General features: G+C 44.6%; 20 protein-coding genes. 15 read left to right on the top strand and 5 right to left on the bottom strand.

Annotation, left to right across the window (positions count from 1 at the left end):
• Positions 1–297: 297 nt before the first annotated feature.
• Positions 298–1,194: an alpha/beta hydrolase gene (locus QLG00_RS06225; protein WP_004933853.1), complete on the bottom strand. Its 897-nt coding sequence runs from the start codon at positions 1,192–1,194 to the stop codon at positions 298–300.
• A gap of 173 nt (positions 1,195–1,367) precedes the next feature.
• Here QLG00_RS06225 and QLG00_RS06220 point away from each other — a divergent pair, with 173 nt between their 5' ends.
• A complete protein-coding gene (locus QLG00_RS06220) occupies positions 1,368–1,805 on the top strand; it encodes a DUF2147 domain-containing protein (protein ID WP_004933856.1) in 438 nt (145 codons plus the stop codon).
• A gap of 65 nt (positions 1,806–1,870) precedes the next feature.
• Here QLG00_RS06220 and QLG00_RS06215 read toward each other — a convergent pair whose 3' ends face one another.
• Both QLG00_RS06215 and QLG00_RS06210 read right to left on the bottom strand, forming a co-directional pair.
• Positions 1,871–2,221 carry an arsenate reductase gene (locus tag QLG00_RS06215; protein ID WP_039909803.1) on the bottom strand — a complete coding sequence of 117 codons (351 nt, stop codon included), beginning with the start codon at positions 2,219–2,221 and terminating at the stop codon, positions 1,871–1,873.
• Between the two features lie 461 nt (positions 2,222–2,682).
• Positions 2,683–3,504 (bottom strand): exodeoxyribonuclease III, encoded by an 822-nt coding sequence (locus QLG00_RS06210; RefSeq protein ID WP_076033194.1) that lies wholly within the window; start codon positions 3,502–3,504, stop codon positions 2,683–2,685.
• A gap of 38 nt (positions 3,505–3,542) precedes the next feature.
• Between QLG00_RS06210 and pyrE the strand changes: the two genes are divergently transcribed.
• The 4 genes from pyrE to QLG00_RS06190 all read left to right on the top strand — a co-directional run bounded on the left by pyrE (position 3,543) and on the right by QLG00_RS06190 (position 7,147).
• Positions 3,543–4,193, top strand: a complete 651-nt coding sequence (gene pyrE, locus QLG00_RS06205) for an orotate phosphoribosyltransferase (RefSeq protein ID WP_004933866.1) — start codon at positions 3,543–3,545, stop codon at positions 4,191–4,193.
• 278 nt (positions 4,194–4,471) lie between these two features.
• The gene (locus QLG00_RS06200; protein WP_004933869.1) at positions 4,472–5,500 is read left to right on the top strand and encodes a DUF1852 domain-containing protein; all 1,029 of its coding nucleotides are present in this window, start codon (positions 4,472–4,474) and stop codon (positions 5,498–5,500) included.
• Positions 5,501–5,523: 23 nt separating this feature from the next.
• Positions 5,524–6,552 carry a methionine synthase gene (locus QLG00_RS06195; protein ID WP_004944793.1) on the top strand — a complete coding sequence of 343 codons (1,029 nt, stop codon included), beginning with the start codon at positions 5,524–5,526 and terminating at the stop codon, positions 6,550–6,552.
• Positions 6,553–6,655: 103 nt separating this feature from the next.
• On the top strand, positions 6,656–7,147 hold the full coding sequence (locus QLG00_RS06190; RefSeq protein WP_048765366.1) for a flavin reductase: 492 nt from the start codon (positions 6,656–6,658) through the stop codon (positions 7,145–7,147).
• 156 nt (positions 7,148–7,303) lie between these two features.
• Here QLG00_RS06190 and QLG00_RS06185 read toward each other — a convergent pair whose 3' ends face one another.
• Complete coding sequence (locus QLG00_RS06185) at positions 7,304–9,001, bottom strand: DUF4394 domain-containing protein (protein ID WP_004944796.1); 1,698 nt, start codon at positions 8,999–9,001, stop codon at positions 7,304–7,306.
• Between the two features lie 574 nt (positions 9,002–9,575).
• Between QLG00_RS06185 and ribA the strand changes: the two genes are divergently transcribed.
• The 9 genes from ribA (at position 9,576) to lpxC (ending at position 19,608) form a co-directional block, all read left to right on the top strand.
• Positions 9,576–10,178, top strand: a complete 603-nt coding sequence (gene ribA, locus QLG00_RS06180; RefSeq protein WP_282470676.1) for a GTP cyclohydrolase II — start codon at positions 9,576–9,578, stop codon at positions 10,176–10,178.
• Between the two features lie 171 nt (positions 10,179–10,349).
• On the top strand, positions 10,350–11,294 hold the full coding sequence (gene gshB / locus QLG00_RS06175; RefSeq protein WP_282470675.1) for a glutathione synthase: 945 nt from the start codon (positions 10,350–10,352) through the stop codon (positions 11,292–11,294).
• Between the two features lie 241 nt (positions 11,295–11,535).
• Complete coding sequence (gene murG / locus QLG00_RS06170) at positions 11,536–12,633, top strand: undecaprenyldiphospho-muramoylpentapeptide beta-N-acetylglucosaminyltransferase (RefSeq protein ID WP_282470674.1); 1,098 nt, start codon at positions 11,536–11,538, stop codon at positions 12,631–12,633.
• A gap of 13 nt (positions 12,634–12,646) precedes the next feature.
• Positions 12,647–14,101 (top strand): UDP-N-acetylmuramate--L-alanine ligase, encoded by a 1,455-nt coding sequence (gene murC, locus QLG00_RS06165; protein WP_004933901.1) that lies wholly within the window; start codon positions 12,647–12,649, stop codon positions 14,099–14,101.
• A gap of 45 nt (positions 14,102–14,146) precedes the next feature.
• Positions 14,147–15,076 (top strand): D-alanine--D-alanine ligase, encoded by a 930-nt coding sequence (locus QLG00_RS06160; protein WP_004944800.1) that lies wholly within the window; start codon positions 14,147–14,149, stop codon positions 15,074–15,076.
• Positions 15,077–15,078: 2 nt separating this feature from the next.
• Positions 15,079–15,933 (top strand): cell division protein FtsQ/DivIB, encoded by an 855-nt coding sequence (locus QLG00_RS06155; protein ID WP_004944803.1) that lies wholly within the window; start codon positions 15,079–15,081, stop codon positions 15,931–15,933.
• A 63-nt stretch (positions 15,934–15,996) separates the two neighbouring features.
• Complete coding sequence (ftsA, locus tag QLG00_RS06150; RefSeq protein WP_004933909.1) at positions 15,997–17,259, top strand: cell division protein FtsA; 1,263 nt, start codon at positions 15,997–15,999, stop codon at positions 17,257–17,259.
• A 165-nt stretch (positions 17,260–17,424) separates the two neighbouring features.
• On the top strand, positions 17,425–18,594 hold the full coding sequence (ftsZ, locus tag QLG00_RS06145) for a cell division protein FtsZ (protein ID WP_004933913.1): 1,170 nt from the start codon (positions 17,425–17,427) through the stop codon (positions 18,592–18,594).
• Between the two features lie 111 nt (positions 18,595–18,705).
• Entirely contained in the window at positions 18,706–19,608 is a 903-nt protein-coding gene (lpxC, locus tag QLG00_RS06140; protein WP_076033187.1) for a UDP-3-O-acyl-N-acetylglucosamine deacetylase, read from the top strand.
• Between the two features lie 97 nt (positions 19,609–19,705).
• On the opposite strand, the gene QLG00_RS06135 is transcribed toward lpxC, so the two are convergent.
• A complete protein-coding gene (locus QLG00_RS06135; RefSeq protein WP_004933917.1) occupies positions 19,706–20,146 on the bottom strand; it encodes a hypothetical protein in 441 nt (146 codons plus the stop codon).
• A 110-nt stretch (positions 20,147–20,256) separates the two neighbouring features.
• Here QLG00_RS06135 and QLG00_RS06130 point away from each other — a divergent pair, with 110 nt between their 5' ends.
• Complete coding sequence (locus QLG00_RS06130; protein WP_004933921.1) at positions 20,257–20,952, top strand: M23 family metallopeptidase; 696 nt, start codon at positions 20,257–20,259, stop codon at positions 20,950–20,952.
• The last annotated feature ends 95 nt before the right edge of the window (positions 20,953–21,047 follow it).

The raw sequence follows: 21,047 nt of genomic DNA, 5'->3' as shown, positions 1-21,047 counted from the left end.
ATATTTCCATAGCTCTGGGTGTAGCAGTACGAAAAGCTTCCAGATAATCCAGCTCAAAATCATGCCAGATGACAGCAGGATGATGAGTTTGCATTTTTCAAGAACCGTCCAATTAATAATAGGATTCTTCATATACATGCTAAAAATGAAAGACCAAAGTCTAGAATTTGTTTTTGTCATGCCAAATTATCCATGACTTCTATTAGATTTCAGAGTTTAAGATAGCATTTATTATGATGTATCAGATATTCCTTCTTATTATTTTTGAAATGCCGCTGGCAAAATGCCAGCTTGCATTTAATCACGATCGAGTTGATGAGCAAATACGGCAAGATCTGAAATAGCCTGTTTGGCATCATCAAACCATGCATTAAACATATGGAAGTTATGCCACATGCCGGTATAGAGTTTGAAATCAACTTTTACATGCGCAGCTTTTGCATAATCGCGAAAGCGCTTGGCATCATCAAGCAAGATTTCTTTTGACCCCACCTGAACCAAGGTTGGTGGCAAACCTGACAGATCTGCAAAAAGCGGCGAAACGCGCGGATCATCACGTGCTACACGTGAGCCGATGTAGTATTCAATGCCAGCTTCAAGTGCTTCAATTGAGAGTAAGGCATCGTGCTTTTTATTTAGGCGCAGTGATTCACTACTCAATGTCAGATCTAAAAATGGTGACATTAAAATCAGGCCACTTGGTAAAGGATCCTGATTATCTTTTAAACGCAGCGCCAGAGCGAGCGCCAGATTTGCACCACAAGAATCGCCAGACAAGATGATATCTTTGGCCAAAACACCTTGATCGAGCAAGATATGGTAAATATCGTATAAAGCATCTAATGCTTCTGGAAAACGCGCCTCTGGAGAAAGTGGATAATCGACATGCAGAATTTGCATCTGGGTGCGCGCTGCCAGATCGGTCATAAAGGCACGGTGGGTATTTAAGCTTCCCAGAAAAAAGGCACCGCCGTGAATATGAAAAATAAGCTGTGTCGAAGACGATTGCGGTTTGATTTCCTCGGCACGAACGCCCGCCAAGCGCACTGAACGCACGGTCACGGTTTTATTCACGGGAAAAATCCGGCACATTTGCTCAAGTGCAATTCGCAGCGTTGTGGGTGGCAAGCTAAAACGGCTTGGTGTTCGTATCGTGGTTTTTAAAATTGTTTCGGTAAAATATTGTTTCCACATAATTTACAACCTATAGTGGTGTTGCAGATTTTTACAGTTTATTCGCAATGTATATGTTTTTTCCCCTGCGATTAACAAGGCTACACTAAATAGTCACATACAAAAATTGCATTATTGTTGTGAGTTTTTAATACTATAACTGTCGGTTAAGACTACAAGGATATTGGACAAAAATGAAAAAAATAGCATTGGCATTAGGATTGCTAGGCGCAACGGTTTTGGCAAATGCGGCCGATCCGCTCAATGGTACGGTATGGAAAACCATTGATGATAAAACCAACCAACCCAAAGCGATTGTCAAATTTACCGAGCAAAAAAATGGCACCTTATCGGGTACCATCCAGAATGTGCTTACACCAGGCCAGGAAAATGGCTGTACCGAATGTGAAGGCCCATACAAAAATAAACCGCTTAAAGGCGTGACCATTGTTCACAACCTGAAGAATACTGGCGGCACCAGCTATGACGGCGGGAATATCATGGACCCAAAAACTGGTAAAACTTACCGACTCAAAGGTGAGATTGCCGAAGGCGGGAAAAAGCTGAACTTACGTGGCTACATCGGTATTTCTGCACTTGGGCGTAACCAGACATGGGTTCGTGTAAGCTAATTACATTGAGTCATAAATTTGTATTAACAGCCGAATGAGTCATTCGGCTGTTTGCTTTGAACGGTTTAGCCCTTTAATGCCGCATATGTATCGGCATCGAAGCCAACGACAAAACCAGAGTCTGTTTTGAGAACCGGACGTTTAATGATACTTGGCTGCTCAATCAGGGTTTGAATCAGTGTGGCAGTATCAGAAAGTGCTGCTTGTTGTTGTTCAGGGCTGAGTTTGCGCCATGTGGTGCCTTTTTTATTCACTAGAAGCTCTGGGCCGATGTTTTCTAGCCACACACCGAGGGTTTCGGCATCAATACCTTGCTTTTTATAATCGTGAAATGTGTAACGCAAGCCGTTGGCATCGAGTGCATCAAACGCTTTTTTCATTGAACTACAATTTTTGATTCCGTAAATTTCCAGCATGATCATCAACTTTTCTCATCACAAGCGCTTAAGCCTATCTAAAAATCTTAAAAAGCACCAGTGCAACGCCAATCTGTAATCACGTGGAATAACCTTTGCAGAAATACAGACAAACAAGATGCAGATAAAAGTTTGAAAATGTCATAAGATTGACACATGACAGTGTTTAAATAGATTTAAAAGAAGTATGAAGATATAAAAATAAAATTGGATATTTAAATAGAGAAAACCCGCATTTAATCATCCTGATCATGCGGGTCTCATTTCAACGTCCAATGTCACATCCTTGAAATAACCATCCGGTTATCGTATTCGTCCTACGGCGTCCTATCCCTTTGTCATCCTGACATGTCCCTGTGCCGTGTGTGTATAATGCGCTTAAACCTATGAAATAAAAATACTAAATTTCCACAACAAATGTAGGTTTTTGACGTTTATTCAGTGTACATATGTGCACTGAATTAGCTAATTTGATAATCCACAATGACCGGTGCATGGTCGCTAAACCATTCATCTTTATATACCCAAGCATTGACGGTACGGGATTTCCAGTCTGGGGAACACGCATGATAGTCAATTCGCCATCCTACATTTTTAGCACGCGCCTGACCACGGTTTGACCACCACGAGTAGAGCTCTGCTTCAGGGCGAACCTCACGAAAAGTATCGACATAACCGAGTTCGTCATAAATATGATCGAGCCATGCACGTTCGTGCGGTAAACAGCCCGACGACTTTTGATTGCCCGACCAGTTTTTAATATCGATACGCTTGTGCACGATGTTGTAATCACCACATACGATGATCGATTTATTTTCATCGCGCCATTGCTTTAAGATCTGGGCGTATTGCTCTAAAAACACATCTTTACGCGCCTGTGCTTCATCGCCAGAAGATCCAGACGGAAGATACAAGGAGCATACATAGGCTGGCTGTTCGAGGCCCAAATCAAACTCGGCGGCAATAAAGCGACCTTGAGAATCAGCCAGTTCAAAGCCCAAACCGTCCTGAACAGCGCGAAAGGGAATACGGCTATAAATCGCAGTACCTGCATAGCCTGCACGTTCGGCAGGAAACAGGTGCGTATACCAGCCTTCGGGTTTGAATTTGTCGGTCCATTGGGCATGCGTGATGCGGCTTTCTTGCATACATACCACGTCTGCCTCGGACTTTTCTAACCATTCCAGTAGGCCTTTAGTGACCGATGCACGTAAGCCATTTACGTTGATTGAAACGACTCGTAGAATTTTTACATCACTTGGATACTGATCCTTTGGTATCATGCGCAAGTTTGACCTCAATTGATGAATCTGGAGCACCTATGACAACGCCATCGTCTTTTAACCCGCAAGCCTTTATCGAACTCGCGTTATCACGCGGTGTGCTTAAATTTGGTGAGTTTACCTTAAAATCAGGACGTGTCAGTCCGTATTTTTTTAACGCAGGTTTGTTAAACGATGGTGAAGCATTGTCGCTACTGGCGCAAGGCTATGCCGATCAATTGATGCAATGTCAGCATGTCGATGTCATTTTTGGCCCTGCCTATAAAGGTATTCCGTTTGTTGCCGCAACAGCGGTGGCATTATCGCAAGTGCATGGTAAAAGTGTGCCGTGGGGCTTTAACCGTAAAGAAGCCAAAGATCATGGTGAAGGTGGTGTGCTGGTCGGCGCTGCGGTTGAAGGTAAAAAGGTCTGGATTATCGATGATGTAATTACCGCAGGCACGGCCATTCGTGAAGTAGTCACCATTTTAAAAAATGCAGGGGCAACCATTGCAGGCGTGCTGGTGGCACTTGATCGTCAAGAGCGTGGTCAGGGCCAATTATCTGCCATTCAGGAAGTTCAAAAAGAGCTTGAGATCCCGGTTCATGCCTTGATCACCATGAAAGATTTAATGAATTATCTTGAAGCCAAAGGTGAAACTCAAGCGTTAGCCAAAATGGAAGATTACCGTTTGAAATACGGCATTTAATATTGAGTAATCAAAAAGGAAGCATCGGCTTCCTTTTTTTTATTTGCGATTACATCGCGTGCGCTGAAATGTCATTAATATCAAGATTGCAGAATAAATCACCATTAAAAACGTCCATTGAACCCTTAGATTCATTTTAGCCAATCGCTGAATGCCCTTATTTATGGGGCTATTGGGCTAAACATGAATTTTACTCAGTTTGCTGTGAAACTAAATCATTTTTATTCATCTAAGGCTTCGGGTATAACTGTCTGCATAGAGAATAGGGGCAGATCACCATGAGTAAAGCGTTTGAATTTTCGATTAAGAGTATTCGTTTTGACGAAAATTATCGTCCAGCCGACAATACGCGCATTACCACCAATTTTGCGAATTTAGCCAGAGGCGAAGCTCGTGAAGAGAATCTGCGTAATACATTGACGATGATCAATAATCGTTTCAATGATCTTGCCCAGTGGGATAATCCAAATGGTGATCGTTACGCCTTAGAACTCGATATTATTTCGGTCGGGATTGATGTTGAAGGCAACGGTGAAACGTTTCCAACGATTGAAATTTTAAAAACCACAATCATCGATTATCAAACCAATCAGCGTATAGATGGTATTGTGGGCAATAACTTTTCTTCGTATGTTCGGGATTACGATTTTAGCGTTTTGCTCTTGGAACATAATAAAAATCAGGCAAAGTTTAGCATTCCAGAAAACTATGGCGATTTACACGGTAAAATCTTTAAGTCGTTCGTCAATTCAGCAGCCTACAAGCAGAACTTTGCTAAGCAGCCTGTAATTTGCTTAAGCGTATCGAACACCAAGACTTATCACCGCACAACCAATGAGCATCCTGTACTCGGTGTGGAATATCAACAAGAAGCTTATTCATTGACCGATGAATATTTTGCCAAAATGGGTCTAAAAGTCCGTTATTTCATGCCAAAAAATAGCGTGGCACCACTGGCATTTTATTTCCAAGGTGATTTGCTGCGTGATTATACCGATCTTGAGCTGATAGCGACCATCAGCACCATGGAAAGTTTCCAGAAGATTTATCGTCCAGAAATTTACAATGCCAACTCAGCCGCTGGAAAAATTTATCAGCCAAGCTTAAAGCACCAAGATTTCTCATTGACACGCATTGTGTATGACCGCGAAGAGCGTAGTCAGTTGGCAATCAAACAAGGCAAGTGGACAGAAGAACACTTCATCAAACCGTACCAAGATATTTTGACGCAATGGGCTGCAACTTACACAGAAACAGGTCATTCGGATAAAAAGACTTACGCTGAAAAAAATTGTGCTGCTGTTTAACTTAAGATAGAAGATTATTGATTATGAAACGTGTATTACCGACATCAACTGCTGGCAGCTTACCAAAACCGTCTTGGATTGCAGAACCTGAAAAACTTTGGTCACCGTGGAAACTCGAAGGCGATGATCTAGTACAAGGCAAACGTGACGCATTGCTTGTGTCTTTGCAAGAGCAGCTACATGCTGGTATTGATATCGTCAGTGATGGTGAACAAACGCGTCAGCATTTCGTGACCACCTTTATTGAGCATCTTGATGGCGTAGATTTTGAAAAGCGTGAAACGGTCCGAATTCGTAACCGTTACGATGCCAGCGTACCAACGGTTGTCGGCGCAGTTTCACGCCAGAAGCCAGTATTTGTAGAAGATGCCAAGTTTCTGCGTCAGCAAACCACACAACCAATTAAATGGGCACTGCCTGGCCCAATGACCATGATCGATACCTTGTATGATGCGCACTATAAGAGCCGTGAAAAGTTAGCGTGGGAATTTGCTAAAATTCTGAACCAAGAAGCGTTAGAATTAGAAGCAGCGGGTGTAGACATCATCCAGTTCGATGAACCAGCATTTAACGTATTCTTTGATGAAGTCAATGACTGGGGCGTTGCCACACTTGAGCGTGCGCTTGAAGGTCTTAAATGCGAAACAGCAGTACATATCTGCTATGGTTATGGCATTAAAGCCAATACAGACTGGAAGAAAACGCTTGGTTCAGAATGGCGTCAGTATGAAGAAGCCTTTCCAAAGCTACAGCAGTCAAAGATCGACATTATCTCACTTGAATGTCACAATTCACGTGTACCTATGGATCTGATTGAACTGATCCGTGGTAAAAAAGTCATGGTGGGTGCAATTGATGTTGCAACCAATACGGTTGAAACACCGGAAGAAGTGGCAGATACCTTGCGTAAAGCCTTGCAGTTTGTTGATGCAGATAAATTGTATCCATCGACCAACTGCGGTATGACTCCACTCGCACGTCACGTTGCACGCGGTAAATTACAGGCCTTGAGTGCAGGTGCCGAAATTATTCGCCGTGAACTTTCAGCCTAAGCGTTTTAATCATCCTGGGGATATAAATGCCTTGGGGTGAATCAGTAAATTCAGTCGGTGACCTGTGCCTGTTGGGCACAGGATTCAATTGAGGAAGATGGGAATGGTTGCAGCAACAGACTTTCGAAACGCAATGTCGTTATTATCCAGTGCGGTCAGCGTTGTGACCACAGCGGGTATGTCAGGGCGCTACGGATTTACTGCATCTGCGGTGTGTAGCGTGACCGATACACCACCTACTTTATTGGTTTGCATGAATCAGTCTGCCAGCTCTCATGCGCATTTTCTCAAAAATAAAATCCTGAGTGTGAATGTACTCGGTGCCCAGCATGAGCAGCTCTCGACAGTGTTTGCATCGAAGCTTAGTCCTGAAGAACGCTTTCAACATGGCCAGTGGATTGAGCTGGAAACAGGTTCGCCGGTTTTAAATGATGCATTGGTCAGCTTTGATTGTGAAATCGAGCAAATTCAGCAAGTGGGCACACATACCATTTTTATCTGTCCGATTGTGGCAATTCGTCAGCAGCATCATGAGCAAGGTTTGGTTTATTTCAACCGTGCCTATCATCATGTAGGTGAAACAACGCTGGCGTAAATGACTGTTTAAAAACAGATTTAAATATAAAAAATGCCTGTCTCGTGACAGGCATTTTTAATTTAGGCATGTTGTTTGAGCGTTTCAAGCATATCCGCTTCTGGTTCGTAAGCGGCATTAACTTTTATCACAAGCAAATCTGCCCATGCGTATTTTTTACTTCAACAAAATTGCCAGATCAATCAATGGCGCTGTGCTTGAAGTACCAATAGTCGATGCTGCCACATTTGGCGTACCATCAACGCTGACTGCTGCGCGTGCGCGGGTATCGCTGGTGGTTGTGGTATTGATATCAACTCGATAAAGCACAGAAGGCCCAGTGCTTCCTGCCACTGTTGCCAGTGCCAGACCGTTATCACCACCTGCAATATCAAAGCCGTTGTCGGTGCCCAAGCTAATTCCTAGCCCACCAATTCGATTAATCGTACCGTTGTTTGGCGGGTCTTGTTTGACCAGCGTTTGATTGGTTTGATCAAGATCAAACAGTTCGGTTGCTACGCCACTGATTGCAGTTTTGAAGCTGTTGGTATACGCCGCTGCCGTGACAATTGCACCCGCAATGCCATTAATGTCACCATCTTTAATGGTTTCGCCCGTATCGACATTAATACGCAGGCTTTGTCCAGTGTTACTGATCACACGTAAGCGATCCGCCGCAGGGTTAAAGTCCACTGCAAAAGAGGTTCCTTGTAAGCCGGCGTAACTACTACCCGTAGCAGGCTTAAGAGGGGTTACCAAAGTGGCGACGCCTGTATCGGTATTGATGGTATAGAGATTGGCTTTGTTGGTCAGACCGTACAATACGCCAGACTTATCGGTGGTGGTGCGTAGTCGGTAATCGATACCAATAAATTTCTCATCGACCTGTACGCCACTAATTGAACGCTCTTGGACGCTATTTGGTGTGCTCAACGAGAACACCACCAGCTTATTGTTGGCATTTAAGCCAATACCTGTCGCGGTGGTATCTTTGGCACGTTTGAGTGCCAGTCCGCGAATGCCTGAAGTATTGAAGCTGCTGGCCAGCGCCGCACTATTAAATACGGCAGGGTTACTGGTGCCCACATTCCCGACATTAATTTGATACAGTTTGTAGCTTCCTGCCGCTTTTAAGGCCGCATAGCCAACATTACTCACTGGATCGATATCAAAACCGCTGCCACCTTGGAAATCCAGTCCTTCTGCAAGTCGTGCAGAAGTTCCCAGTGTACCCGCATTGGCGTTTTGTAAGTAAATGCTGTCGGTGGTCTGGTCGATACTAAATAAGCGTGTGGTCGCGGTGCCTGCAAATGCATTGGTATAGGCAGCGGCAACAATGACTGGACTGCTGGTGGTCGGGTTGATATCGAGGTCTGTAATCGTCGCACCAGTGTCGACGTTGATGCGTAGATTTTGCCCTGTATTGGTGATGACACGTAAACGATCGGCCACGGGGTTAAAATTGACCGTAATCAGTTCTGCATCGCCATTAATTTTAGTAAAAGGCGCATTACCATCAGTGGTATCTGTCGGGTCAGCCGTTAACTTTCTTAAGAAAGTCGCTGCACCAGTACTCGGATCGACGGTATACAAATTACCTTGTAAGCCAACGGCATAAAGCTTTTCATCTTTCGGACGATAATCGATCCCCACAAGCTGATCGTTGGCTTGCAGCATGGAGATTTTTTTCGATGATACAATCTGATCTGGCGTGTCGCGGTTTACAGAGGCAATGGAGCCATCTGCAGTTAATATGATGGTATCTCCTGTAGCACTTGATGATACGTTATCATCGCTATCGGAGTCTGAGTTGCATCCTGTAATCAAAAGGCAGCTTGCCGATGCAAGTGCCAATGCCAATATACTTTTTTTCATGAGTTTTATTTCCAGCACTGTTTGGAGTGGTTAAACAAGGTACAAGGAATGAGTGATCAACTTCCCCAGTCGCATTTGTTATTCCGCTGTGTTCTAATTGTGTCCTGTATAAATCGTGAACGATTTACTATTCTTAAGTTAGAGTTGTGATCAAATTTTGTAAATAAAAGAATTATTTTTGATCGATGTAAATTGGTCATTTAAGTGTAAGTCTTCACGTCAAATTCACATGGTTTATGGGTAAAAAGTAAACAGTGTAAGATTTTCTACACGCTGATACCGATCTGACTAAACAAATCACTATCATCGAACGCTTGGATGCGTTCACAAAAAATTCACTGTACTGTCGTTACCCTAAAATCGAAAATGATGATGTACCAGTGGCTGTAGCACTTTTTTATTGCATATATTGCGGCAAAAACTCACTAACCTTTTGAATCCAGTGGGCCCTCTTCTTATTAAATTCGGATTTAGATTTGTCGCTTCATAGAAGCTATTCAAAGCGCCTGATCTTGTCATTCATGATGATGTATCCGGGTTTGATCTCATTGGTTTTTTACAAGCGGATAAACTCATGGCTATAGAATTCGTTGCAAAATCAAAATTACCGACCGCTTATGGTGATTTCGACATTCATGTGTTTCAAGATCCCAAAACGGGCGAAGAGCATGTGGCGCTGAGTAAAGGCGGTGCGGATCTCTCTGGACAACCCGTGTTGGTGCGCATTCACTCAGAGTGTTTAACGGGGGATGCTTTCGGCTCACTCAAGTGTGATTGTGGTCCTCAATTGCATGCCACGATGAAGATGATTCATGATGCAGGGCAAGGTGTGATTCTGTATTTGCGTCAGGAAGGGCGTGGCATTGGCTTAACCAATAAAATTCGCGCCTATGCATTGCAAGATCAGGGGCATGATACAGTCGATGCGAATTTATTGCTCAACCTTCCTGCCGATGCGCGTCGCTATGATATGTGCTCGATTATGCTGGATCATCTCAAGGTAGAAAAAGTGAAATTAATTACCAATAATCCTTTAAAAATAAAAGCACTACAAGATTTAGGAATCAATGTGGTTGATCGTGTGCGATTAACAGTCGGACTGAATATCTTCAATCAAGATTATTTGAATACCAAACAAAAACGCATGTCTCACATGTATGAAGAAAGCGATTTTTAATCGGCCTTTCATCAACATTGAAAGTCACAGTTTTCCTGCGCTGTAGTTGAAAAGGCAAAGATTTCGGATCTTTGCCTTTTTTTGTGGTCTGTGTTGTTTTATGCTGCTGTTCGGCGTGAGATAAAAAATTCGCTATACTTTTGCCACAACTCAACAGATGAGCGTCAGATTATGCGTGTACTTGTCGTAATGGATCCGATTGAAACGGTGAATCTTAAAAAAGATTCGACTATGGCCATGCTGTGGGCAGCGAGCCGACGAGGTCATCAATTGGGATATGCATTACAGCACGACTTATATATCGATCAAGGTAAGGCCTGTGGTCTGATTGCACCTCTCACCGTATTTGAAGATTACCAGCACTATTACGAACTGGGCGAGAAGCAAAAACAGTCGCTAGCCGACTACGATGTGATCTTGATGCGTAAAGATCCGCCGTTTGACATGAACTTTGTCTATACCACCTACATTTTGGAGCAGGCGGAGCGTGAAGGGGTGTGGATCATCAATAAACCGCAGTCCCTGCGTGACTGTAACGAAAAACTCTTTGCCACGCAGTTTCCAGAGCTACAAGTGCCGACACTGGTAACATCGCAGCAGAGCTTAATCCGCGAGTTCATTCAAGCGCATAGTGATGTGATTGTTAAACCGCTCGACGGTATGGGCGGGATGGGAATTTTCCGCCTGCATCAAGGCGGGCATAATATTGGCTCAACTTTGGAAATGCTCACAGAAATGGGAACGCGTCCGATCATGGCGCAACGCTATATCCCTGAAATTGTAGACGGCGATAAACGAATATTGATGATCAATGGTGAGCCAGTGCCGTACTGTTTAGCGCGCATTCCGCAAAATGGAGAAGTGCGAGGGAATTTGGCTGCTGGTGGTTTAGGTGAAGCACGTCCACTCACAGAAAATGACAAAAAAATTGCAGCCAAAGTGGGGCCATTTTTACGTGAAAAAGGCTTGGTCTTTGTCGGGCTCGATGTTATTGGAAATTACGTCACGGAAATTAATGTGACCAGTCCAACCTGTATCCGCGAGATCGATGCGCAGTTTGGTACTTCAATTGCCGATATGTTGTTTGATGTGCTAGAAGCAGATCGTCCACAGTAAAAAATAAATCACGCTATGTCCTTGTCGGCCAGTGTCTACAAGGATATTAGATAATTCTAAAAATGATTATTTTGATTTTTATGCAGTTAATATATTTTTTGCTGTAGAACAACCAAAAAACACCATGCTTTATGTTGCAAACACGTGAAATAAGCTTTTCGTTGCGTGTGCTTTAGGATTAGAATAATCCGCTAAATAAATAACTGTTATTTCCCTTGTTTTTGAGCTAAAGAAGTATACCGTGACTGATGCATCACAACGTAAATCCAAACATGTCATGATGATGGCTGCCGGTACAGGCGGTCATGTCTTTCCCGCATTGGCGGTTGCAAAACAATTGCAGCAACAAGGGTGCCAAGTGGCATGGCTGGCAACACCTACGGGGATGGAAAATCGACTGCTCAAAGACCAGAATATTCCGATTTATCAGATTGATATTCAAGGTGTGCGTGGCAATGGTGCGGTGCGTAAACTCATGGCACCATTTAAAATCATGAAGGCCACGTACAGTGCCATGCGTTATATGAAGCAGCTCAAAATCGATGCAGTCGCGGGCTTCGGTGGTTATGTGGCAGGGCCTGGTGGGCTTGCCGCGCGTATTTTAGGGATACCGGTGCTGATTCATGAGCAAAATGCGGTTGCAGGCTTTACCAATACGCAGCTCGCACGTGTTGCTGCAAAAGTCTGTGAAGCTTTCCCCAATACGTTTCCTGCACATAGCAAAGTCGTAACCACAGGTAATCCGGTGCGTCAGGAAATTTCAGCCATTCTTAGTCCGAAGTGGCGCTATGACAGCCGTGAAGCAGCTGGCCAACCACTAAATATTTTAATTGTAGGCGGATCCTTGGGAGCACAGGCACTCAATGAACGTCTGCCAGAGGCGCTATTAAAGCTCGGATTGCCGCTCAATATTTTTCATCAATGTGGGCAAAAACAGCTTGATGACACCCGTGCACGCTATGCCAATGCACCCTCTCATGTACATGTACAAGTGATGCCGTTTATCGAAGATATGGCACAGGCTTATAGCGATGCCGATCTGATTATTTGCCGTGCTGGTGCGTTAACCGTCACTGAAGTGGCAACAGCGGGTGTGGCGGCAGTTTTTGTTCCGTTACCCATCGCAGTGGATGATCACCAAACTGCCAATGCCAAGTTTTTAGCTGATGTCGGTGCTGCCAAAATTTGCCAACAATCTAGCATGACGCCAGAAACGCTCGATGCATTGTTGCGCCCGCTCATGAATCGTCAGTTACTCTCTGAAATGGCTGTGAAAGCCCGCCAACATGCGCAACCCAATGCTACCCAACACGTGGTAGACCTTATTGAAACTTTGTAAGTTAGAGTGCCCTATGTCACCAACAACCCCAGCCGATCAAGCCAAAAAACTCATTAAAGTTCCTGAGATGCGCCGTATTAAACACATTTATTTTGTGGGAATCGGTGGTGCTGGGATGTGCGGCATTGCAGAAGTTTTAAAAAACCAAGGGTATAAAATATCTGGCTCGGATATCAAAGCCTCTAAAACCACGGCACAGCTTGAAGAAAAAGGCGTAAAAGTTTATATCGGACACAGTGCCGAAAACCTGAAAGCTGTAGATGTACTGGTGGTATCGACAGCCATCGATCAGGAAAATCCTGAAATTAAAGCAGCGATGGAACAGCGTATTCCTGTGGTGCGCCGTGCAGAAATGCTGGGTGAGCTGATGCGCTACCGTCATGGGATTGCAGTTGCAGGCACGCATGGTAAAACCACAACCACCAGCTTGCTGACCACCATGTTGGCCGAAGAAAATCTGGATCCAACTTATGTGATTGGCGGTTTGCTGAATCGTACCGGAGTGAATGCTGCCCTCGGTGCAAGTCGCTTTATTGTGGCCGAAGCTGATGAATCCGACGCCTCATTTTTATATTTGCAACCAATGGCCGCCATTATTACCAATGTCGATGCGGACCATATGGATACCTACGGTGGAAGCTTCGACAAATTAAAAGATACCTTTGTCGAGTTTATTCATCGTTTACCGTTTTACGGTTTGGCTGTGGTGTGTGGCGATGATCAGAATGTGCGTGAAATCATGCCACGTTTTGGCCGCCCAACCTTGACCTATGGCTTTAATGAAGACAACGATATTCGTGCTGTAGACGTGGTGCAAGAAGGCATGCAGTCGCATTTTACCGTATTGCGAAAAGATCGCGAACCATTGCGTCTGACGGTTAATCAGCCAGGGCTGCACAACATTTTAAATGCACTTGCAGCGATTGGTGTGGCCACCGATGAAGGGGTTTCCGATGCAGCGATTGGTCGTGCGCTAGAAGGTTTTAGTGGTGTTGGACGCCGTTTTCAGGTGCAAGGTGAATATGCACTTGGTGATGGAGATGTCAAACTGGTCGATGATTATGGCCACCATCCAAAAGAAGTCGAAGCCACCATTAAAGCGGCCCGTCAAAGCCATCCAGATCGTCGTTTGGTCATGATGTTTCAACCGCATCGTTACAGCCGTACCCGTGACTGTTTCGATGATTTTGTAGAAGTGCTGTCACAGGTGGACCAACTGCTGTTGCTCGAAGTTTACCCTGCGGGTGAAAAGCCGATTGTTGGTGCTGACAGCCGCGCCTTGGCACGAAGTATCCGCTTACGTGGTGATGTAGAGCCTATTTTGGTCGATCCGGTTGAAGGCAATTTGCCCAACATCATACAAAAAGTGTTACAAGCAAATGACTTGTTATTGACACAAGGTGCGGGTAACGTGGGAGCAATTTCAGTCGATCTTGCCCAGCAGCATTTGTATTTAAAATCAGTGTAATGGTTTTGGTCAGATTCAGTGTGCGAAAAATTTAAGGATAAAAACGTGTCAAATGCGTCAAAGTTCGGCAAAGTTGCCGTGTTGTTTGGTGGGAAATCAGCTGAGCGAGAAGTTTCTTTAGATAGTGGTCAGGCCGTACTCGATGCATTGTTACGTTCGGGTGTTCAAGCAGAAGCATTTGATCCTAAAGAACGTAGCGTCACCGAACTGGTGGGCTACGATCGCGCGTTTATCGTATTGCATGGTCGGGGCGGGGAAGACGGCCAGATTCAAGGTGTACTGGAATGGTTAGATATTCCTTATACCGGAACAGGTGTACAAGGCTCCGCCATTGGCATGGATAAAATTAAGACCAAGCAAATTTGGCAGGGCAGTGACTTACCGACTGCACCTTACCGGATTATCAATAAAGATTCAGATTTGAACGAAATTGTGGCGTCTCTTAACCTGCCTGTCATCATCAAGCCAGTACATGAAGGCTCAAGTATTGGCATGAGTAAAGTCGAAAAAATGGCAGACTTTGCAACCGCCATTGAAAAGGCAACCGCCCATGATGCCGTGGTTATGGCTGAACAATGGATCACGGGGCGCGAGTACACGATTGTGGTGCTCAATGGTCAAGCTTTGCCCGTCATTCGTTTGCAGCCACCTCAAGACGTGGCGTTTTACGATTACGATGCCAAGTATCAGCGTAACGATGTGCAATACGGTATTCCGTCGGGATTGTCCGATGCCGACGAAAAGAAACTACAAGCACTCACTTTGCGTGCCTTTCATGCCGTTGGAGCCAGTGGTTGGGGACGTGTCGATGCGATGCAGGATGAGCATGGAAACTTCTGGTTGCTCGAAATCAATACTGTACCAGGAATGACCAGCCATTCGCTTGTACCAAAGGCTGCGCAGGCCGTTGGAATCGATTTTGATGCACTGTGCGTTGAAATTTTAGCGCAAACTCTTACAGGTTCGACACACTAAATATGGCTCAGCTTCCAGCATCCATGCGTCGTAAACGAGCGGCGATTACATCCATTCATGAAAAGCCACCCACGCGCAAGCAAAAGCTTGCCAATATTGGTGGCTGGATCTTGCTGTGTATTGCATTTGTGGTGCTGGCTGCTGGCGTGTTTGGTTTGTATAAAGTGATTACCGATGCAAAAATTGCCGATTTAGACATTGTCGGCACACGCTCTGGTATCGAGCAATCACAGCTTGAGCAGCATATACGACCCATCATCAAAGAAAATTACTTTACCTCGGATCTAGAGCAGATCCGCGACAAAGCACTAGAGATTTCTTGGGTAGATCGCGTAGTGGTATCACGTGCTTGGCCCAATAGTATTCGTGTACGGATTATGCCGCGACATCCAATTGCACGCTGGGGCACGGGTCGATTGCTCAGTGACAGCGGCGATGTGTATGCAGAAGCCGAGCTCAAAAACCATCCAAATTTACCGATGCTACATGGGCCAATCACCCAGTCGAAGGCCATGATGCGTCGCTATAACGAAATTAACCAATTATTCCAGCCCGTCAATTTACGTTTAACTGAGCTTTATCTCACCGAGCGTATGACGTGGTTTATGCAATTTGATTCTGGTCTGCGTATTATTGTGGATCAAGATCAAACCATGAGTAAACTGCAACGTTTAAGCCATCTGGCTCAAACTGACCTGAAACCAGTGTGGTCCAAAATCTCAGCCATTGATTTACGCTATAGAAATGGATTATCACTACAATGGAAAACAGGCGCACCGCCTAAGATACTAAATGGTCAGTTTGTTGTAACGAGTGATGACACAAATGTTGCATCTGGAATAACAGCAAAGCCATAATGTTTGGCTTTAAAAATAACAGGCATTTTGCCATATTACACAACGAACGAATGGTAGTGAGTAATGAGTGAAGCTGTTCCCTCGATTGTTGCGATTGACATTGGGACGCATAAAGTTTCAGTTTTAATTGGTAAAGTTCACGCACCGGATAACATTCAAGTCATCGGGATGGCGACTGCACGTAACCGTGGCATGAATAAAGGAAAAATCGTCAGTCTCGATAAGGTCATTTCGGCAATTAAAAATGCAGTGGCTGAAGCAGAGAATATGGCGGAGTGTCGTGTGCACACGGCATGGGTGTCAATTCCAACAACAGAATTACAAAGTTTTTATGCCTCTGGCCGAACGCCGATTGCCAAAGCCGACCACACCATCACCACCAATGAAGTGGTACGTGCCTTAGAGCTGGCCAAAGCCAGTCATGTCACGCCAGATTATTATTTGGCCAGTGCGGTGCCGTTAGGTTTTGAGCTCGACGACGAATCAGAGTGGGTACAAAATCCGATCAATATGTCGGCGCATAGCATGACCGGTCATTATCAGCTGATGATGATGCCGATCAGTATCATGCAGAATCTGGATCGGGCCATGAAAGGCGCCAACATTGGTGTTGAAAAGATGGTGGTGTCGTGTTTGGCGACTGCCGAAGCCAGCCTGCTCAAAGACGAAAAAGAATATGGTGTGTGTTTGCTCGATATGGGTGCAGGTATTTCTAATCTTGCGGTATATTTAGACGGACGTTTAGCACTGGCACGTACTTTGCAGCGCGGTGGGGAAAATGTAACTCGTGACATTGCAGCAGTACTGCAAACCACCACGGAAGAAGCAGAACGTATTAAAATTCTGCATGGTTGCGTGGATTTGAGTGCGATCAAACCCGATCAGATGATTCAGGTACAGGCGATTGATGGGCCACAAACCATTAGTCGTATTGAGCTAGCAGAAATCATCATTGCACGCTATGAAGAGATTTTAGGTCAGGTTCGTGATGAACTTGAGCGTAGTGGTGCCATTCATGGTCTGTATCATGGTGTGGTTTTAACAGGTGATGCTTGTCAGATTGAAGGTATGGTGAGTCTGGCACGCCGTATACTGGGTGTTTCGGCACATTTAGGTAATCCGCCATTACAGGTGTATGCTGATGAACAGCATCAGGCGGCCATGCGTCGCTCGATGTATGCCACAGCTGCGGGCTTACTGATGTTTAGCCAAAGTGAACTGCAAGATACCGTTGAAGATTCTGAAGAGGTCGCCCAGCGTTCATTGTGGAATCGGGTTGCAAATGGTTGGAATACCTTAAATACCAAGTTAAAAGCCATCTTTTAAGGTGTATGTATTTTTGGACAATATTGTTGGGAAGTTGTAATAGAAAATTGTCGTACTTGACAAGGTCACTCTTGAGCAGCATCCTAAAAATGAAGTTTTATTAAAGATCAAGGCAGTATACGGGCTGAAGTGACTGCCAATATGAATTAGGGAACTCTACAGGTCATGGCCTCATTTGAATTTATAGAAGATGAACTAAGCGATAGCAACGGTCAAGCCCGTTTCACTGTGTTTGGTGTAGGTGGTGGTGGCGGAAATGCCGTACAGCACATGGTGCAATCCGACATCAAAGGTGTGAAATTTGTTTGCGCCAATACAGACAAGCAAGCTTTAGATAGCATGAATGCACCTTTTAAGATGCAGCTTGGTGAGCAAAGCACACGTGGTTTGGGTGCAGGTGCAAACCCGGAAGTGGGTCAGATTGCAGCAGAAGAAAGCCGCGAAATTATCCGCCAGCATTTAGAAGGCACCGATATGGTGTTTGTGACTGCCGGTATGGGCGGTGGAACCGGAACTGGTGCTGCGCCAGTTGTGGCCGAAATCGCACAAGAGATGGGCATCTTAACCGTTGGTGTAGTAACAACGCCATTTAACTTTGAAGGCCGCCGTCGTTTGCGTGCTGCCGAAAAAGGTATAGAAGCACTTGAGGCACATGTTGATTCATTGATTATTATTCCAAATCAGCGTTTGCTCAGTGTCTATGGCGACATCTCAATGCGTGATGCGTATAAAAAAGCAGATGATGTCTTGCTTAATGCGGTACGTAGTATCTTTGATTTAGTAGTCAACCGTGGTCACATTAACCTTGACTTCGCCGATTTGAAAACTGCTATGAGTACCCGTGGCTACGCCATGATGGGTGCTGGTTTAGGCCGTGGTGAAGATCGTGCGCGTCAGGCAGCTGAGCAAGCCATTCGCAGTCCGCTGCTCGATAATGTCAATATCATTAATGCCAAGGGTGTATTGATCAACATTACCGGTGGTGATGATATTACCTTGCGTGAAACCGAGATTATTACCGACGTGGTTAACCAGATTGTCGATCTTGATGAAGGCGAGATTTTCTACGGTACGGTATTTGACCCTGAAGCACGCGATGAATTACGTGTGACTGTGATTGCAACAGGGTTAACGCGTAATGCCTCTGAAGCAGAACCGCGTAAACGTCATGTTCAACATCATGTGAATGTACCAAGTGCACATACAACTGATGACGATGACGTACCAGCGATTAACAAGCGTCAGGGTGTTGAAGCGGCAGCTGCACCAAGCTCTTCACCACGCTCTTCACCGATGAGTATTCAGGATTATCTTAAAAATCAACAACGTAAATAATAACGTTATTGAGTTAACTAAAAGGTAGTGAGATTCACTACCTTTTTTATTTTTTATCAATAGCTAAATATGCTAACTTATATCGGTTTTTAGAGATAAAGTAAGCGTAGCATGTTGAAACAACGTACCCTCAAACGCGTGGTTAAGGCGAGTGGCATTGGTCTTCATAGTGGTCAGAAGGTCATGATCAATTTTTTGCCTCATGCAATTGACGGTGGCATTGTATTTCGCCGGATTGATTTAGATCCACCAGTCGACATTCACGCCGATGCTTTGCTCATTCAAGAAGCATTCATGTGTTCCAATCTGGTCATTGATAATGTCAAAGTGGGCACCATTGAGCATGTCATGAGTGCAATTGCAGGATTGGGAATAGATAACCTGATTATTGAAGTGTCTGCCTCGGAAGTTCCGATTATGGATGGTAGTGCAGGGCCGTTTATCTATTTATTGATGCAAGGTGAACTGTGTGAACAGGATGCCCCAAAAAAGTTTATAAAAATCTTAAAACCTGTTGAAGCACTGATTAACGATAAAAAAGCCATTTTTACTCCGCACGATGGCTTTCAACTTAATTTTACCATTGATTTTGATCATCCAGCCTTTGCCAAAGAATACCAGTCAGCCACGATTGATTTTTCGACCGAAACGTTTGTATACGAGGTGAGTGAAGCACGTACATTTGGCTTCATGAAAGATTTGGATTACTTAAAAGCCAATAATCTTGCACTGGGCGCCAGTCTTGAAAATGCCATTGGTGTAGATGATACCGGTGTTGTGAATGAAGAAGGCTTGCGTTTTTCGGATGAGTTTGTACGCCATAAGATATTAGACGCCGTAGGGGACTTGTATTTGATGGGTCATCAGATTATTGCCAAGTTCGATGGCTACAAGTCTGGCCATGCTTTAAATAACCAGTTACTTCGCAACGTACAAAGCGATCTAGCCAATTATAAAATTGTAACATTTGATGACGCACAGGATTGCCCAATTTCTTACGTAAACATTGGCTAAGTCATTGTCTCGCAGTTGTTATGTTATAGTGTAATTCTTTAAAGAGATAACTGCATCACAGATTTAACGCACCGCGAGCCAGACCTAACGCTCGAGATTATTTTTTATTGCTTGCCAAACGTAGTAAAGCTTGGCTAAGCTTAGGGTCGCTCACCAAACCAGCAGCACCTTGTAACATATCTTGGGTTTCTGGTGGGAGAGAGGTAACTGACGGTGATGATGTTGGGGGAAGTTGCGATTTTGGTCGTAAACGCACTTGGAGTCGTTGCAGTTCGTGTAAGCCTTCTAGTTGAGCTAATTTCGTAATGTATTGTGTTTGAAGATAACCGAGCTGACTAATCATGGCCTGATTTTCGCCGGTGAGGGTCAAGACACCATATTGATAACAGACTACTTGCCATTTTTCAGGTTGCGGCAATAAGGGTTGAATTAATTTCGTAAGTTTTTGCCACTGTGCAACTTGCGTTGTAAGAAACGTTAAGTTTCCTGTTTTTATGTGTTTTCTTGTTTGTTGAAACACGTTTTTAGGTTCAGACATGGTCGTGACTCACTGCAGGCAATGTCTCATCTTATACGCGTCATTCAATGGATATCAAGGAAGAGATCACGCAAGGAACTTTTAGTAAGAACAGTTTCACGAGGTTTTTTATGCATACGCGTCGAATTTTACTTGCTTTTTCTCTGGCAGCTTCTGCCGCATCAGTTGCTTTCGCTGATTACCAAACGATTGACCAGACAGATACATCATCCGACCGACTCGAACAGCTTTCCCGTACACTCAGTCAAGGTTCTTACACGCATCCAGACGATTTGGATATTCCCGGTAAGACACAGGTTTCAGTCACCTTACGAGAAAAAACAACTGAACTGAACAATCAAAGCATCGAAAAAAAGTACGGTAAATCCTCTTCTTCGCGTTATAGCGCCGCCTCAAATAACAGCCCTTACTCATGGTTAGTAACGCATCCATTGCCAGACATGGTGCGTGTCTCTTCGGAATTTGGTACACGAACTTTACTCGGCACCACACGCGCACATGAAGGAATTGATCTCTCTGCGCCAAGTGGTACACCGATCTATGCTTCTGGCCCGGGTATTGTGACCAAGGCGGGTTGGGGTACAGGTTATGGTCAATATGTCGAGATTAATCACGGCAACGGTTACCTCACACGCTATGCACATGCTTCACGCGTAATGGTACAGGTCGGTGACCGTGTAGGTGCGGGTGAGCACATTGCCAATGTTGGCTGTACAGGGCGCTGCACGGGACCACATTTACACTTTGAAGTGGTGAAAGACGGTCAGCGCAAGAATCCAGGTTCTTATCTTGCCATGTTGCCATAAGTTCTTTATATCCATCTGACTCCTGTTTTATTGAATCTTGCTTTACATAAATTCTTAACAATGCACAAACCGCGCAAAAGTCGCGGTTTGTTTAT

Source organism: Acinetobacter sp. V89_7 (assembly GCF_029967895.1).
GTDB classification, from domain to species: Bacteria; Pseudomonadota; Gammaproteobacteria; order Pseudomonadales; family Moraxellaceae; genus Acinetobacter; species Acinetobacter soli.
This window is presented reverse-complemented; position numbering and strand designations above follow the sequence as displayed.

Coding starts and splice junctions, on each gene's coding strand:
- QLG00_RS06225 (WP_004933853.1), bottom strand. CDS start 1,194: ATGTGGAAACAATATTTTACCGAAACAATTTTAAAAACCACGATACGA.
- QLG00_RS06220 (WP_004933856.1), top strand. CDS start 1,368: ATGAAAAAAATAGCATTGGCATTAGGATTGCTAGGCGCAACGGTTTTG.
- QLG00_RS06215 (WP_039909803.1), bottom strand. CDS start 2,221: ATGCTGGAAATTTACGGAATCAAAAATTGTAGTTCAATGAAAAAAGCG.
- QLG00_RS06210 (WP_076033194.1), bottom strand. CDS start 3,504: ATGATACCAAAGGATCAGTATCCAAGTGATGTAAAAATTCTACGAGTC.
- pyrE (WP_004933866.1), top strand. CDS start 3,543: ATGACAACGCCATCGTCTTTTAACCCGCAAGCCTTTATCGAACTCGCG.
- QLG00_RS06200 (WP_004933869.1), top strand. CDS start 4,472: ATGAGTAAAGCGTTTGAATTTTCGATTAAGAGTATTCGTTTTGACGAA.
- QLG00_RS06195 (WP_004944793.1), top strand. CDS start 5,524: ATGAAACGTGTATTACCGACATCAACTGCTGGCAGCTTACCAAAACCG.
- QLG00_RS06190 (WP_048765366.1), top strand. CDS start 6,656: ATGGTTGCAGCAACAGACTTTCGAAACGCAATGTCGTTATTATCCAGT.
- QLG00_RS06185 (WP_004944796.1), bottom strand. CDS start 9,001: ATGAAAAAAAGTATATTGGCATTGGCACTTGCATCGGCAAGCTGCCTT.
- ribA (WP_282470676.1), top strand. CDS start 9,576: ATGGCTATAGAATTCGTTGCAAAATCAAAATTACCGACCGCTTATGGT.
- gshB (WP_282470675.1), top strand. CDS start 10,350: ATGCGTGTACTTGTCGTAATGGATCCGATTGAAACGGTGAATCTTAAA.
- murC (WP_004933901.1), top strand. CDS start 12,647: ATGTCACCAACAACCCCAGCCGATCAAGCCAAAAAACTCATTAAAGTT.
- QLG00_RS06155 (WP_004944803.1), top strand. CDS start 15,079: ATGGCTCAGCTTCCAGCATCCATGCGTCGTAAACGAGCGGCGATTACA.
- ftsA (WP_004933909.1), top strand. CDS start 15,997: ATGAGTGAAGCTGTTCCCTCGATTGTTGCGATTGACATTGGGACGCAT.
- ftsZ (WP_004933913.1), top strand. CDS start 17,425: ATGGCCTCATTTGAATTTATAGAAGATGAACTAAGCGATAGCAACGGT.
- lpxC (WP_076033187.1), top strand. CDS start 18,706: ATGTTGAAACAACGTACCCTCAAACGCGTGGTTAAGGCGAGTGGCATT.
- QLG00_RS06135 (WP_004933917.1), bottom strand. CDS start 20,146: ATGTCTGAACCTAAAAACGTGTTTCAACAAACAAGAAAACACATAAAA.
- QLG00_RS06130 (WP_004933921.1), top strand. CDS start 20,257: ATGCATACGCGTCGAATTTTACTTGCTTTTTCTCTGGCAGCTTCTGCC.